This is a genomic window from Methylobacterium sp. D48H (genome assembly GCF_053345715.1).
On sequence record NZ_JBKFAP010000016.1, the window covers coordinates 53,206 to 66,703 of the forward strand.

General features: G+C 72.6%; 13 protein-coding genes. 6 read left to right on the plus strand and 7 right to left on the minus strand.

Annotation, left to right across the window (positions count from 1 at the left end; genetic code table 11):
• Positions 1-181: 181 nt before the first annotated feature.
• Together fabG and fabD are read right to left on the minus strand one after the other, a co-directional pair.
• A complete protein-coding gene (fabG, locus tag ACLBX8_RS21960) occupies positions 182-919 on the minus strand; it encodes a 3-oxoacyl-[acyl-carrier-protein] reductase (protein WP_020095203.1) in 738 nt (245 codons plus the stop codon).
• A 30-nt stretch (positions 920-949) separates the two neighbouring features.
• The gene (gene fabD / locus ACLBX8_RS21965; RefSeq protein WP_447715746.1) at positions 950-1,894 is read right to left on the minus strand and encodes an ACP S-malonyltransferase; all 945 of its coding nucleotides are present in this window, start codon (positions 1,892-1,894) and stop codon (positions 950-952) included.
• Positions 1,895-2,197: 303 nt separating this feature from the next.
• On the opposite strand from fabD, the gene rpoZ reads away from it, so the two are divergent.
• The 3 genes from rpoZ to ACLBX8_RS21980 all read left to right on the plus strand — a co-directional run bounded on the left by rpoZ (position 2,198) and on the right by ACLBX8_RS21980 (position 6,090).
• Entirely contained in the window at positions 2,198-2,608 is a 411-nt protein-coding gene (rpoZ, locus tag ACLBX8_RS21970) for a DNA-directed RNA polymerase subunit omega (protein WP_010685409.1), read from the plus strand.
• Positions 2,609-2,813: 205 nt separating this feature from the next.
• On the plus strand, positions 2,814-5,087 hold the full coding sequence (locus ACLBX8_RS21975) for a RelA/SpoT family protein (RefSeq protein ID WP_091682570.1): 2,274 nt from the start codon (positions 2,814-2,816) through the stop codon (positions 5,085-5,087).
• Between the two features lie 361 nt (positions 5,088-5,448).
• The gene (locus ACLBX8_RS21980) at positions 5,449-6,090 is read left to right on the plus strand and encodes a LabA-like NYN domain-containing protein (protein WP_447700661.1); all 642 of its coding nucleotides are present in this window, start codon (positions 5,449-5,451) and stop codon (positions 6,088-6,090) included.
• Positions 6,091-6,094: 4 nt separating this feature from the next.
• Here ACLBX8_RS21980 and ACLBX8_RS21985 read toward each other — a convergent pair whose 3' ends face one another.
• The 3 genes from ACLBX8_RS21985 to dapA form a co-directional block, all read right to left on the minus strand.
• Positions 6,095-6,664, minus strand: coding sequence for a peroxiredoxin (locus ACLBX8_RS21985; protein ID WP_091925962.1), 570 nt, complete (start codon positions 6,662-6,664; stop codon positions 6,095-6,097).
• 220 nt (positions 6,665-6,884) lie between these two features.
• On the minus strand, positions 6,885-7,358 hold the full coding sequence (smpB, locus tag ACLBX8_RS21990; RefSeq protein WP_020095208.1) for an SsrA-binding protein SmpB: 474 nt from the start codon (positions 7,356-7,358) through the stop codon (positions 6,885-6,887).
• Between the two features lie 15 nt (positions 7,359-7,373).
• Positions 7,374-8,273 (minus strand): 4-hydroxy-tetrahydrodipicolinate synthase, encoded by a 900-nt coding sequence (gene dapA, locus ACLBX8_RS21995; protein ID WP_447700662.1) that lies wholly within the window; start codon positions 8,271-8,273, stop codon positions 7,374-7,376.
• A 200-nt stretch (positions 8,274-8,473) separates the two neighbouring features.
• Here dapA and ACLBX8_RS22000 point away from each other — a divergent pair, with 200 nt between their 5' ends.
• Both ACLBX8_RS22000 and ACLBX8_RS22005 read left to right on the plus strand, forming a co-directional pair.
• On the plus strand, positions 8,474-10,843 hold the full coding sequence (locus ACLBX8_RS22000; protein WP_447700663.1) for a transglycosylase SLT domain-containing protein: 2,370 nt from the start codon (positions 8,474-8,476) through the stop codon (positions 10,841-10,843).
• A 257-nt stretch (positions 10,844-11,100) separates the two neighbouring features.
• A complete protein-coding gene (locus ACLBX8_RS22005) occupies positions 11,101-12,087 on the plus strand; it encodes a catalase family peroxidase (RefSeq protein WP_056523911.1) in 987 nt (328 codons plus the stop codon).
• A 59-nt stretch (positions 12,088-12,146) separates the two neighbouring features.
• Here ACLBX8_RS22005 and ACLBX8_RS22010 read toward each other — a convergent pair whose 3' ends face one another.
• Positions 12,147-12,401 (minus strand): hypothetical protein, encoded by a 255-nt coding sequence (locus ACLBX8_RS22010; RefSeq protein ID WP_447715747.1) that lies wholly within the window; start codon positions 12,399-12,401, stop codon positions 12,147-12,149.
• Positions 12,402-12,569: 168 nt separating this feature from the next.
• Positions 12,570-13,067 carry a thermonuclease family protein gene (locus ACLBX8_RS22015; RefSeq protein WP_447700665.1) on the minus strand — a complete coding sequence of 166 codons (498 nt, stop codon included), beginning with the start codon at positions 13,065-13,067 and terminating at the stop codon, positions 12,570-12,572.
• A gap of 112 nt (positions 13,068-13,179) precedes the next feature.
• Here ACLBX8_RS22015 and ACLBX8_RS22020 point away from each other — a divergent pair, with 112 nt between their 5' ends.
• Positions 13,180-13,494, plus strand: a complete 315-nt coding sequence (locus ACLBX8_RS22020; RefSeq protein WP_091980259.1) for a PepSY domain-containing protein — start codon at positions 13,180-13,182, stop codon at positions 13,492-13,494.
• Positions 13,495-13,498: the final 4 nt, after the last annotated feature.

Here is a 13,498-nt window from a genome sequence, read left to right on the forward strand (position 1 = left end):
GAGGGCCTTGGACTGAAAACCCGCTGAACCGTCAACCCCCTGTACGGCTGCGGGGCGTGGTAGCACAGGGTTCCAGCCCTGGCGAGGGCCCGTTCAGAAAGCCTTCATGGGTGTGGCACTTGCGTGTCGGCGGGGGTGATTCGCGCGCCGTTCCCGCCGGTCGGGAACCGGTATACGCGCCCTAGTACATGGCCATCCCGCCATTCACGTGCAGCGTGTGGCCGGTGACGTAGCCCGCCTCCGCGGAGGCGAGGTAGAGGCAGGCCGCCGCGACCTCCGACCCCTCGCCGAGCCGCCCGGCGGGCACGCGGGCGAGGATGCCCTCGCGCTGCTTCTCGTTGAGGGCGTCGGTCATGGGCGAGCTGATGAAGCCCGGGGCGATACAATTGACGGTGATTCCCCGCGAGGCGACCTCGGCGGCGAGCGCCTTGGTCATGCCCACGAGCCCCGCCTTGGCGGCGGCGTAGTTGCCCTGGCCGGGATTGCCGGTGCTGCCGACCACCGAGCCGATGTTGACGATCCGCCCGGAGCGGCGGCGCATCATGCCCTTCACGGCGGCCCGCGACAGGCGGAAGGCGGCGGTGAGGTTGACGGCGATCACCTGCTCCCACTCCTCGTCCTTCATCCGCATGAAGAGGTTGTCGCGGGTGATGCCGGCATTGTTCACGAGGATGTCGAGCGGGCCGATCGCGGCCTCGGCGGCCGGGACGAGGCCCTCGACCGAGTCCTTGTCGGACAGGTCGGCCGCGACGGGGCTGGCGCGCTCGCCGAGCTCGGCGGCGAGCGCCTCCAGGGCCGCGGGCCGCGTGCCCGAGAGCGCCACGGTGGCGCCCTGCGCGTGCAGGGCCCGGGCGATCGCCTGGCCGAGGCCGCCGGTCGCGCCGGTGACGAGGGCCTTGCGGCCGGTGAGATCGAACATGCGGGACTCCGTCGGATCAGAGCGCGCGGGTCAGAGCGCGAAGGCGGCGACGTCGGCGGGGGTGCCGATTGCGGCGGCGCTCGCCTGGGGGGCGACGCGCTTGACGAGGCCGGTCAGCACCTTCCCGGCGCCGAGCTCGTAGAACCGGTCGACGCCGGAGGCCGCCATGGCGGCGACGCTCTCGCGCCAGCGCACGGTGCCGGTGACCTGCTCGACCAGGGCCGCGCGGATCGCCTCCGGATCGGTGACCGGGGCGGCCGCGACGTTGGCGTAGAGGGTGACGCGCGGGGCCGCCAGCGCGACCCCGGCGAGCGCCCGGGCCATGGCCTCGGCGGCCGGGGCCATCAGGCGGCAGTGGAACGGCGCCGAGACGTTGAGCATCACGGCGCGCTTGATCCCGCGGCCGGTGGCGATGCCGACAGCGCGCTCCACGGCCGCGCGGTGGCCGGAGAGCACCACCTGGCCGCCGCCGTTGTCGTTGGCGACGTCGCAGACCGCGCCGTCGCCGGCCTCGTCGGCCGCCGCCTCGGCGACGGACCGGGCGGCCTCGAGATCGGTGCCGATCAGCGCCGCCATGGCGCCGGCGCCCGGCGCGACGGCCGCCTGCATGGCCTCGCCGCGCAGGCGCAGCAGCCTGGCGGCGTCCGCGACGGTGAGGCTGCCGGCGGCCGCGAGCGCGGCGTACTCGCCGAGCGAGTGGCCGGCCACGCAGGCGACGTCGCGCCCGAGGTCGAGGCCGCGCTCGGCCTCCAGCACGCGCAGCACCGCGAGGCTCGCCGCCATCAGGGCCGGCTGGGCGTTGGTCGTGAGGGTCAGCGCCTCGACCGGCCCCTCGAACATCAGCCGCGACAGGTTCTCGCCCAGGGCGGCGTCGACCTCGTCGAGCACGGCCCGGGCCTGCGGGAAGGCCTCGGCGAGGTCCCGCGCCATGCCGACCGCCTGGCTGCCCTGGCCCGGAAAGATGAGTGCGCGCATGTTGCGTCCTGGTCGCCGGCGCCGCGCGGCGCGCGAACGCCGCCCGTGTCGGCCGAAACTCTGGAATGGCGCGCGCACTCGCACCCGCGGCGCTGGGTGTCAACAATGCGCCGCACCATGATGCCGCAGCGACGCGGTCCTACGGCCCCTCGGCGTCCGGCCCTACCGGACCGGCACGCGCGCCGGGTTCGCGCCGGACGCGCGCCCTGCGCAACCCGCTGTGCTTGTTGCACAACGGCATCCGGTGTAGAGTGGGGTCATACCCGACATCACCCGTCGCTCAAGCCCAAGGAGCCGCCCCGCATGGCGCGCGTCACCGTCGAAGACTGCATCGAGAAGGTCGAGAACCGCTTCGAGCTGGTGCTGCTGGCGAGCCACCGGGCCCGCCTCCTGGCCGCCGGCGCCCCGCTGACCATCGACCGCGACCGCGACAAGAACCCGGTCGTGGCCCTGCGCGAGATCGGCGACGAGACCATCACGGCCGACGACCTCAAGGAGCAGCTGATCCACTCGATGCAGAAGTACGTCGAGGTGGACGAGCCCGAGGCCGAGACCGTGCCGCTGCTGTCGAGCTCGCCGGCCGCCGCCGCGGTGGCGCCGCAATCCTCCAGCGACGACGCGGCGGTCCAGTTCGACCGCATGAGCGAGGAGGACCTGCTGCGCGGCCTCGAGAACCTCGCCCCGCCGGTCGAGACCGACGACGAGGGCGAGTGAGCCTGGACACGTGGGCCTGGATGGGCGCGACCTGACAGAGACCGGACCCGGCGGAGACGCCGGGTTCTCTCGTTCCGTGGCCGGCCCGCCGGCATCCGACGCGGCCCCGCCGCCGGGGGCTGGCGCCGTCCCGGCGGTTGCGGAACAATCGCGCGTGATCCAGACCCCGCGCACGACGCCGGACGCGCCGGCCCCGTCCCGGCGGATGATGCGCCAGTACGAGCTCGTCGAGCGGGTCAAGCGCTACAACCCGGCCGCCGACGAGGCGCTGCTCAACCGCGCCTACGTGTACGCCATGCAGGCGCACGGCACGCAGAAGCGCGCCTCGGGCGATCCGTTCTTCGCCCACCCCCTCGAGGTGGCGGCGATCCTCACGGACCTCCACCTCGACGACGCCACCATCGTGGCCGCGGTGCTGCACGACACCGTCGAGGACACCGAGGCGACGCTCGAGGAGATCCGCCGGCTGTTCGGGCCGGAGATCGGCGCCCTGGTCGACGGTCTGACCAAGCTCAAGCGCCTCGACCTCGTCTCCAAGCAGGCCGCGCAGGGCGAGAACTTCCGCAAGCTGCTGCTCGCGGTCGCGGCGGATGTCCGCGTGCTGCTGGTCAAGCTCGCCGACCGCCTGCACAACATGCGGACTCTCCAGCACATGCGCGACGACAAGCGTCGCCGCATCGCGCAGGAGACCCTGGACATCTACGCGCCGCTCGCCGGCCGCATGGGCATGCAGGAGCTGCGCGAGGAGCTGGAGGATCTGGCCTTCCGCAACCTGGAGCCGGAGGTCTACGCCACCATCACCCAGCGCCTGACGCGGCTCTCCGCCAAGTCCGAGACCGTCGTCGAGACCATCGCGCAGGTGCTCACCGAGAAGCTCGGCGCGCAGGGGATCACCGCCGAGGTCAGCGGCCGCCAGAAGCGCCCGTTCTCGATCTGGTCGAAGATGGAGCGCAAGTCCGTCGCCTTCGAGCAGCTCTCCGACATCTTCGGCTTCCGCGTGGTCGTCGACACCGTGCAGGATTGCTACGCGGCGCTCGGCATCGTCCACACCAGCTGGCCGATGGTTCCAGGCCGGTACAAGGACTACGTCTCGACCCCGAAGCAGAACGATTACCGCTCGATCCACACCACGGTGATCGGGCCGAAGAGCCAGCGCGTCGAGCTGCAGATCCGCACCCGCGCCATGGACGACATCGCCGAGTACGGCATCGCCGCGCATGCCCACTACAAGGAGATCGGCACCGAGCTGGTGAAGGACCCGGCCCGCGCCGAGGGCAGCGTGCATCCGCGGCTCGCCGCGGAGAGCGGCGCCTACCAGTGGCTGCGCCGGACCATCGAGCTCCTCGCCGAGGGCGACAGCCCCGAGGAGTTCCTGGAGCACACCAAGCTGGAGCTGTTCCAGGACCAGGTGTTCTGCTTCACCCCGAAGGGCCGGCTGATCGCCCTGCCGCGCGGCGCGACGCCGATCGACTTCGCCTACGCGGTCCACACCGACGTCGGCAACACCGCGGTGGGCGCCAAGATCAACGGCCGGATGGCGCCGCTGCTGCACGAACTCGCCAACGGCGACGAGGTCGAGATCAGCCGCTCCGACGGGGCCTCGCCCCCGGCGGCCTGGGAATCCCTCGTGGTGACCGGCAAGGCCCGCGCGGCGATCCGGCGGGCGACCCGCACCGCCGTGCGGCGGCAATATGCCGGCCTCGGACGGCAGATCCTGGACCGGGCCTTCGAGCGCGCCGCCAAGACCTTCTCGGAGGACAAGCTCCGGGGCGCCCTGCCGCGGCTCGCCCGCGCGACGACCGAGGACGTGTTCGCCGCCGTGGGGCGGGGCGAGATGTTCTCGGGCGACGTCGTCCGCGCCGTCTATCCCGACCATCGCGACGAGCGCCGGCCCTCCGCCGCGCAGGGCGCCGCCAGCGGCGCCGGCCGGCTCGTGCGCTCCTCCGACCAGACCATGCGGCTGACCTTCCCGGGCGCCGAGGGCGGCAAGGAAGGCGGCAAGGAGGGGGAGGACGCGGATCGCAGCGATGCCATCCCGATCCGCGGCCTCGCGGGCGACCTGCCGGTCACCTTCGCGCCGAACGGCGGCGCGGTCCCGGGCGACCGGATCGTCGGCATCCTGACCCCCGGCGTCGGCGTGACGGTCTACCCGATCCAGTCGGCGGCACTCGCGGCCTTCGACAACGAGCCGGAGCGCTGGCTCGACGTCCGCTGGGACACGGAGGCGCTCGGCGGCGAGCGCTTCCCCGCCCGGCTGGCGCTCAAGTCGATCAACGAGCCCGGGGTGTTCGCCCAGATCGCCCAGGTGATCGCCGACCACGACGGCAACATCGACAACATCTCGATGAAGCGGCGAACCCAGGACTTCACCGACATCACCATCGACCTGTCGGTCTGGGATCTCCAGCATCTCAACGCGATCATCGCCGAACTGCGCGGCAAGCGCCCGGTCAACAGCGTCGAGCGCGTGAACGGCTGAGGTCGAGGGGCGGGGCGCGCGGCGCATCTGAGGTTTACAGGATCAACTTACGTAAACCACCGTTTTCACGACGAAGCCCTGTCGTGGTCAATTAATCCGCCCCGAGAGTTCAGTTTTTCACGACCGCACAATCCCGTGCTCTGCTTGACACGGACCCGTTTGAAACGAATGGTCCGGCGGACGGGGCGTCGGTGGCGCGGGTCATCGACCGCGCCGGTCCACCCCGGTTTGCAGAGCGCGGCGGCCGCGATCGCGGCGCACCGTCCCGGCCACGCGCCCCGGCCTTTCGCCCCGGGCGAACCCTGACCGATTGTTCAGACGATTTCCTGTCACCCACGATTTTTCGGGACCTGACCTGTTCATGCCAGTCACCCAGCGCAGCGCCATCTTCATCGACGGCGCCAACCTCTACGCCACCACCAAGGCCCTCGGTTTCGACATCGACTACAAGAAGCTGCTCAAAGAATTTCAGTCGCGGGAGAACCTCCTCCGGGCATTCTACTACACGGCTATGATCGAGGATCAGGAATACTCCTCGATCCGGCCGCTGATCGACTGGCTCGACTACAACGGCTACCGCGTCGTGACCAAGCCCGTGAAGGAGTTCACGGACTCGATGGGGCGCCGGAAGTACAAGGGCAACATGGACATCGAGCTGGCGATCGACGCCCTCGAGCTCAGCCCGCACATCGACCACATGATCCTGTTCTCCGGCGACGGCGATTTCCGTTCCCTCGTCGAGGCGATGCAGCGGCGCGGCGTGAAGGTGACGGTGATCTCCACGATCCAGACCCAGCCGGCGATGATCTCCGACGAGCTGCGGCGGCAGGCCGACGAGTTCGTCGACCTCGCGAGCCTCGCGGGCCGGATCGGGCGCGAGCCCGGCGAGCGCCCAGCGCGGGCCTCCGGCGAGGCGCCGACCCGCTACCGCGGGGAGGGAAGGGCCAATCCGGGCCTGGAGAACCGCTACGGCATCCGCCAGCCGGAGGTCGAGGAGGAGTAGCGCCTCAGGCGCTGCCCCCGTCGAGCCAGTCGAGGACCTGCCGGGCGCTCCGGTCCGGCGGGAAGACCGGGTAGAACAGCTCGCTCACGACGCCGTCGTCGATCACCAGGGTGAGGCGGCGCAGCAGCACCTGGCCGCCGGCCTCGAAGGTGGGCAGGCGCGCCGCCATCGCGAAGGCCCGGTGCGGATCGGCCAGCAGCGGGAAGGGCAGGCGCAGGCGCTCGGCCGCCTCCCGCTGGTAGGCGCTCGTCTGGGTCGAGAGGCCGAAGACCTGGGCGACGCCTCGGGCCGTCAGCGCGGCGTGGTGATCGCGGAAATCGCAGGCCTGCGGCGTGCAGCCCCGGGCGCCGGGGATCGCGTCCCAGTCGGGCGTCAGGCCCGGCTGGCCCGGCTCGCCGGTGCGCGGGTAGGCGTAGGCCACGGTGCGGCCCGGCAGCCGCGCCAGCGAGACCGTGCGGCCGTCCGTGGCGGTGAGCGCCACGTCGGGCAGGCGCATCCCGCGCAGGTGATCGGCCGCGCCGTCGTCGACGGGGACCGGCAGGTCGTCGGGCAGGGTATCGTGGGTGGAGGGCATGGGTCGCTCCGCAGGATCGCAGGCTCGGGACGCCGCACCGGCTAATCCGGGATCTTGTGACATCGCGCGGTCAGCGCAAGGCGAGCGCATCACGGCCTGCACGCGCCCCCTGTCGGAACGATCGTCTTTGCGAGCGGAGCGAAGCAATCCAGCGGCACCACGCCCGCGGACGTCGCGCTGCCCTGGGTCGCTTCGCTGCGCTCGCGATGACGGCCCGGCCTCAGCCCCGGTCGCGCAGCAGCCGCGCCCGGTCGCGCTGCCAGTCGCGCTCCTTGACCGCCTCGCGCTTGTCGTGGGCCTGCTTGCCCTTGCCGAGGCCGAGCTCGACCTTCGCCCGCCCCTTGTCGTTGAAGTAGATCTTCAGCGGCACCACCGTGTAGCCCTGGCGCTGGGTCGCGCCGATCAGCTTGTTGATCTGGCGGCGGTGCAGCAGCAGGCGGCGCGGGCGCTTGGTGTCGTGGTTGAAGCGGTTCGCCTCCAGGTATTCCGGGATGTAGGCGTTGAACAGCATCAGGTCGTTGCCGGAGGGTCCGGCATAGGCCTCGCCGATCGTCGCCTTGCCGCCGCGCAGGGATTTCACCTCGGTGCCGGTCAGCGCGATGCCGGCCTCGAGCGTGTCCTCGATCGTGTAGTGATAGCGCGCGGCGCGGTTGTCGGCGACGATGCGCCGACTGGGCTCCGGTTTCGGGGCCATGATGCGTGACTTCCCTCAGTCGACCAGAAGGCCGGCGTGACGCAGGGCGTCGTCGACGATGCGCTTGGTGGGCTCGGTCACCGGCACCAGCGGCAGGCGCAGCTCGTCGGTCATGTAGCCGAGCCGCGACAGCGCGTACTTCACCGGCGCCGGGTTGGCCTCGGCGAACAGGCCCGTCTGCAGGGGGAACAGCTTGTCCTGAAGGGTCAGCGCCTTGGCGTAGTCGCCGGCGAGCGTCGCCTCCTGCAGGTCGGCGCAGAGGCGCGGGGCGACGTTCGCCACCACCGAGATGCAGCCGTGGCCGCCGTGGGCGTTGTAGCCGAGCGCCGTCGCATCTTCGCCCGAAAGCTGGACGAAGCTCGCGCCCATGGCCTGACGCTGCTGGCTGACGCGGTCGATCTTGGCGGTCGCGTCCTTCACGCCGGCGATGTTCTTCAACTCGAAGAGCCGGGCCATCGTCTCGACACTCATGTCGACGACGGAGCGCGGCGGGATGTTGTAGATGATGATCGGGATGCCGACCGCGTCGTTGACGGCCTTGAAGTGGGCGTAGAGGCCCGCCTGCGTCGGCTTGTTGTAGTACGGCGTCACAACCAAGACGGCGTCGGCGCCCGCGCGCTCGGCGTGCTGCGCCCGCTCGACCGCCTCGGCGGTGGAGTTGGAGCCCGCGCCCGCCACGACCGGCACGCGCCCGCCCGCCTCGTCGATGCAGGCCTCGACCACCCGGTCGTGCTCGGAATGGGTCAGGGTCGGGCTCTCGCCGGTGGTGCCGGTTGGCACGAGGCCGTGGCTGCCCTGCTCGATCTGCCAGCGCACGAACTTCCGGAAGGCGGCCTCGTCGAAGGCCCCGTCGCGGAAGGGCGTCACAAGCGCGGTGAGCGAGCCCCGCAGGCGGCTCCCGGTCATCTCGGTCATCTCAGGCGTCCCAAAGGGTCCCAGCTGGGATTTCGGCGGTCTCGGCGCCGCGCGTGGTCCGCATCGTACGGGCACGGACCGGCAGACATAGGCGGTCGCGTCACGGCGCGCAAACAGATCGTGGGGACGGTTAACGCGATCTTAATGGTCACGGCCCGATCCTCGACCTTTCCCGCTCCGGTGATCAGTAGGGGGGAATCGTGATCCGACCCGCGGCCTCGCATCCGGCCCCGAAGCGCACGTCCCTCACCGCCGCCGCGCTCGTCGCCACCGTCGGCGTGGCGCTCGCCGGCCCGGCCGGCCAAGCCGGCCAAGCCGGCCAAGCCGGCATCGACGCGCCCACGACGCCGCCGGCCACGCAGCCAGCGACACAGCCCGCGCCGCCGGCGAGCGACGCTGCCCTCTCGACCGCCCAGGTCCGGGGCGCGCAGGCCGTGAAGGCGAGCGACCCTGTCGCGGCCGACGCCCTGAAGCTCGACCCGGTCCACGCCTCGAGCGGCGACGACAAGGGCGAGGAGCCCGCCCGGACGCTGCCGGCCGCGGCCTCGGCCTACGCCTCCGCTGACCCCGACGCCCCGGTGGCCTTCCCGCTGCCGGACGCCGCGGTCACCCCGGCGGCCCCGGTGCCCGAGGTGCCGGATCCCGCGCGCCCGAAGGTCTCCGGCGACACCGACCCGACGCTGCTGCGCGGCGCCATCGACCTCTACCGCAAGGGCCGGGTCGCCGACGGCGACCGGATGCGCGACGGCTTCACCGACCCGGCCGCGAAGGCGCTTCTCGAGTGGGTGGCGATCCGCGCGGGCGCCGGGATCGGCTTCAACCGCACCGTGGCCTTCGTCCGGGCCAATCCGGACTGGCCGGCCGGTCCGCTGCTGCGCCGCCGGGCCGAGGAGGCGCTGCTCTCCGAGAAGAAGGCGCCCGCGACGGTCCGGGCCTACTTCGCCACGGCGAAGCCGGTGAGCGCGCCGGGCAAGTTCGCCCTGGCGCTGGCCCTGCGCGCCGACGGCTGCGACGCCGACGCCGCCGAGATGGTCCGCGACCTCTGGCGCACCGAGAGCTTCGGGCGGAGCCTGGAAGCGAAGGTGCTCGACGCCTTCCCGGACGCGCTGACCCGGGTCGACCACCGCTACCGGATGGAGCGGGCGCTCCTGAAGGACGACTGGGAGAGCGCCGGCCGGGCCGCCGGCTACGCGGGCGGCGCCTATGCCAGCCTCGTGCGCGCCCGCCGGGCCGTGGAGGACAAGTCCTCCGGCGCCGCTTCCGCGCTCGCCGCGGTGCCGCCGTCGCTGCGCAGCGACGCGTCCTACATCTTCTCCCGGGCGCAGTATTTCCGCCGGGCCGACAAGCCCGAGGCGGCCGCCGCCGTGCTCGCGACGGCGCCGAGCAACCCGGACGTGCTGGTCGACGGCGACGAGTGGTGGATCGAGCGCCGGATCGTGGCGCGCAAGCTCCTCGACCTCGGCGATGCCAAGACCGCCTACGTGGTGGCGAGCCAGCCGGCGGCGCGCTCGCCCGAGAAGCGCATCGAGGCCGAGTTCCACGCCGGCTGGATCGCGCTCCGCTTCGCCGGCGATCCCGCCGCCGCCGCGCAGCATTTCGCCCGGGTGGCGGCGATCGCCGAGAGCCCGATCTCGGTGGCGCGGGCCGCCTACTGGCAGGGACGGGCGGCCGAGGCGCTCGGCCAGTCGGAGGAGGCGAAGCGCTTCTACGAGCGCGCCGCCCTGCAGCCGATCGCCTATTACGGCCAGGTGGCCCGGGCCCGGCTCGGCCAGACCAGCCTGCCCCTGCGGGCGCCGGCCGACCTCGAGGGCGCGGAGCGCCAAGCCTTCGACGGGCGGCTCTCCATCCGCGCCCTGCGCCTGCTCGGCGAGGCCGGGATCAAGGAGCTGGCCCTGCCGCTCTATATCGACGCCGCCCGGGACCTCTCGGACCCGCGCGAGCTCCAGGCGCTCGGCGACCTCGCCACCGACATGAAGGACGCCCGCGCCCTGGTGGCGATCGGCAAGCTCGCGGTCCAGCGCGGCCTGCCGCTCGACGCCCACGCCTACCCGACGATCGGCATTCCCACCTACGAGACCTTCACGGCGGTCCCGCAGGTCGAGCGGGCCATGGTCTACGCCATCGCCCGCCAGGAGAGCCAGTTCGACCCGCGCGCCCAGTCGGGCGTCGGCGCAAGGGGGCTGATGCAGATGATGCCGGCCACCGCCCAGCGCACCGCCCGCCGGGTCTCGACCGCCTTCGACGTCGACCGCCTGACCAGCGACCCCGCCTACTGCGCGAGGCTCGGCCAGGCCCATCTCGGCGAGCTGATGGAGGATTGGCGCGGCTCCTACGTGCTCGCCTTCGCCTCCTACAACGCGGGCGGCGGCAACGTGAAGAAGTGGATCGACGCCTACGGCGACCCGCGCAAGGGCGACGTCGACGTGATCGACTGGGTGGAGCGCATCCCCTTCACGGAGACGCGCAACTACGTGCAGCGGGTCATGGAGAACCTGCAGGTCTACCGCTCGCGGCTCGACAGCCGCAGCGCCCTGCTGATCGAGGGCGACCTCCACCGCGGCGCGCGGTAGCGGGCTCCTCACCGTCTTTGCGAGCGTAGCGAAGCAATCCAGGGCAACGCGAAGACCGGCGGTCTGGCGTGACTGGGTCGCTTCGCTCCGCTCGCAGAGACGAAGTTCTCGATCTGCGGCCTGCCGCCGGGACGTAACCCACACCTCAGCTCCGCCGCGGCATAGCTTTTGGTTGTGCCCTCGCTGCCTCGCTCCCTAGAAGATGGGCCGGTCCGCATTGACCGGCTCCCGAGAGCCCGCGCTGCCGAGAGGTTCCCATGCTGCGTTCGAGATCGGGTTTCGCCCTCCTGCTGAGCACCGCGCTCGCGGCCGCCGCCCCGGCCCTGGCCCAGGAGGCCTCCACCGCCGAGCAGACGATCGACGTGATGAACACGCTGTTCGGCAAGCATCCGGGCGCCCGGGCCAACCACGCCAAGGGCGTGGTCGCCGAGGGCAGCTTCACCCCGTCGCCAGAGGCGGCGAAGATCAGCAAGGCCTCCCTGTTCCAGGGGCCGGCGGTGCCGGTGACGATCCGGTTCTCGGACGCCACCGGCGTCCCGACCATCCCGGACGGCGCGGCCGACGCCAACCCGCACGGCCTCGCTCTCAAGTTCAAGCTGAGCGACGGCTCCGAGATGGACGTCGTCACGAACTCGCTGAAGTACTTCCCGGTCGCCACGGGCGAGGAGTTCCGCGACCTCCTGAAGGCCGCCGCCGAGAGCGGCCCGAAGGCCGCGCATCCGACCGCGCTGGAGCGCTTCGCCGCCGCCCACCCGGCCGCCGCCACCGCGGGCGGGACCGCCAGGACCCCGTCGAGCCTCGCCCGGCAGACCTACAACGGCGTCAACGCCTTCATCCTGGTGGACGCGGCCGGCAAGCGGCAGCCGTTCCGGTTCCGCTTCGTGCCGGTGGAGGGCGAGGAGATCCTCCCACCCGAGGAGGCGGCCAAGCGCGACCCGAACTTCCTGATGGCCGAGATCGGCCCGCGGGTCGCCAAGACTCCGGCGAGGTTCCGGATGCTGGCCCAACTCGCCGAGCCGGGTGACCCGACCAACGACGCCACCAAGCCCTGGCCAGACGACCGGAAGACGGTCGATCTCGGCACCGTGACGGTGAGCAAGGTCGTGCCCGACAGCGCCGAGGCCGAGAAGGCGCTGCTGTTCATGCCCAACAACCTGACCGACGGGATCGAGGTCTCGGACGACCCGCTGATCGACGCCCGCGTCCAGGCCTACGCGGTCTCGTTCAGCCGCCGCTCGCAGTAGCGCGGCCCGGCCGGACGGAGTCTCCGACCCGTCGCCTCATCCCGCGGTGCCGGAGCGGATCAGCGGCCCGTCCCGGCCTTCGGGGCGGAGGTCGGCTTCGCGCCGCCCGGCTGCCCCTTGCTCTCGACCGAGCCCGTGCGGGCGCCGTCCCGGGTGGCGCCGGTGCCGCTGAGGCCGCCCGCGCCCATGCTGGTCGTGGGCGCGCCGGCATCCTTGCGTCCCTCGGCCTTGCCCCGGCCCTCGGCGGCACCCGCGGCCCCCGCCGCGCAGGCGAGCAGGGCGGCGAGCAGCATCGTACGGTTCAGGAACCTCATGGGGCCTCCGCGAGTCCTCGTGCGCCCCGGACGGGCTTGCCGGTCCAACCGGGTGTGCCCGGCAGCGTTCCCGCTGACGACCGGCCTGTCACCCGGCGGCGCCAAGCGCGGCGGCGGCGCGGCGGCCCCGCCGCTCGGCGGGATCCTGGAACACCCCCGACCACAGGCCTAGGCGGCGCCCCCAGGCCCGGTCGCCGCGGGCGCGTAGTCCGGCGCGAGGTCCCGGTCGGGCAGGGCGAGGCCCTGCGCCACCATCCAGGCCCCGAGATCCGCCTCGCCGACTCGGCAGAGCGCCGCGCCCGCCTCGCCCCGCGGCTCGCAGGCGACGGCCGCCCCGCCGATCCGGTCGGCGAGCGCCCGGGCGGCGTCGCGGCCGCACGGGTAGGGCCGGTCCCGGGCGTCCGCGCAGGTCGCGTCGGCCTCCGGCGCGGCGATCCCGAACAGGCTCACCGGCCGTCCGCCGACGCGCAGCGTCCCGCCGTCGATCACCTGGGCGGGGCCGCGCAGGATCTCGCCGGCCCGGGCGGGGGCGTGCCAGGACAGGCCGCCGATCAGGAGCGCAGCGAGGAGCGGCAGGCGCGAGCGGCCGCCCCTGTCGTCCGGGCAGAGGAGGGTGCCGGCGAGGCCGGCCGCGCAGGCGAGGAGGATACCGACGTAGAGCGACATGGTCTCAGGTCTCCGGAAGAGCTATGGCGGCCCTTGTGCCGAAGCCCCGCCCCACGATCCTGACGCCGGCTGTCAGCGTCCCGTCAGGCGGCGCGGCCTAGCCTGCGCCCGCATGAGCCCGTTCCCGCCCCGCCGCCTCGTTCTCGCCCTCGGCCTGCTGGCCGCCCTCGCGGGCGGGCCCCTGCACGCCTCCGAGGATGCCGACCGGGCCCGCCGGGCGCTGGAGAGCGGCGAGATCCGCCCCCTCGACGCGGTGCTGGCGGCGGCCCGGGCGGCGGTGCCGGGGGACGTCGTGTCGGTCGACCTCAAGCGCGACGACGGGCACTGGCTGTACAAGCTGCGCATCCTCGGGCCCGACGGGAAGCGCCGGACCGTGAAGGTCGATGCCGGCACGCTGAAGATCCTGGACGAGGACGACGATGATTGAGGAG

What these genes read in the sequence shown, in the direction of transcription:
- ACLBX8_RS21985 (WP_091925962.1), bottom strand. Translation starts at nt 6,664, where the DNA reads ATGCCCTCCACCCACGATACCCTGCCCGACGACCTGCCGGTCCCCGTC.
- ACLBX8_RS22020 (WP_091980259.1), top strand. Translation starts at nt 13,180, where the DNA reads ATGAGCCCGTTCCCGCCCCGCCGCCTCGTTCTCGCCCTCGGCCTGCTG.
- fabD (WP_447715746.1), bottom strand. Translation starts at nt 1,894, where the DNA reads ATGCGCGCACTCATCTTTCCGGGCCAGGGCAGCCAGGCGGTCGGCATG.
- dapA (WP_447700662.1), bottom strand. Translation starts at nt 8,273, where the DNA reads ATGACCGAGATGACCGGGAGCCGCCTGCGGGGCTCGCTCACCGCGCTT.
- ACLBX8_RS21980 (WP_447700661.1), top strand. Translation starts at nt 5,449, where the DNA reads ATGCCAGTCACCCAGCGCAGCGCCATCTTCATCGACGGCGCCAACCTC.
- ACLBX8_RS21975 (WP_091682570.1), top strand. Translation starts at nt 2,814, where the DNA reads ATGATGCGCCAGTACGAGCTCGTCGAGCGGGTCAAGCGCTACAACCCG.
- ACLBX8_RS22015 (WP_447700665.1), bottom strand. Translation starts at nt 13,067, where the DNA reads ATGTCGCTCTACGTCGGTATCCTCCTCGCCTGCGCGGCCGGCCTCGCC.
- rpoZ (WP_010685409.1), top strand. Translation starts at nt 2,198, where the DNA reads ATGGCGCGCGTCACCGTCGAAGACTGCATCGAGAAGGTCGAGAACCGC.
- ACLBX8_RS22005 (WP_056523911.1), top strand. Translation starts at nt 11,101, where the DNA reads ATGCTGCGTTCGAGATCGGGTTTCGCCCTCCTGCTGAGCACCGCGCTC.
- smpB (WP_020095208.1), bottom strand. Translation starts at nt 7,358, where the DNA reads ATGGCCCCGAAACCGGAGCCCAGTCGGCGCATCGTCGCCGACAACCGC.
- ACLBX8_RS22010 (WP_447715747.1), bottom strand. Translation starts at nt 12,401, where the DNA reads ATGAGGTTCCTGAACCGTACGATGCTGCTCGCCGCCCTGCTCGCCTGC.
- fabG (WP_020095203.1), bottom strand. Translation starts at nt 919, where the DNA reads ATGTTCGATCTCACCGGCCGCAAGGCCCTCGTCACCGGCGCGACCGGC.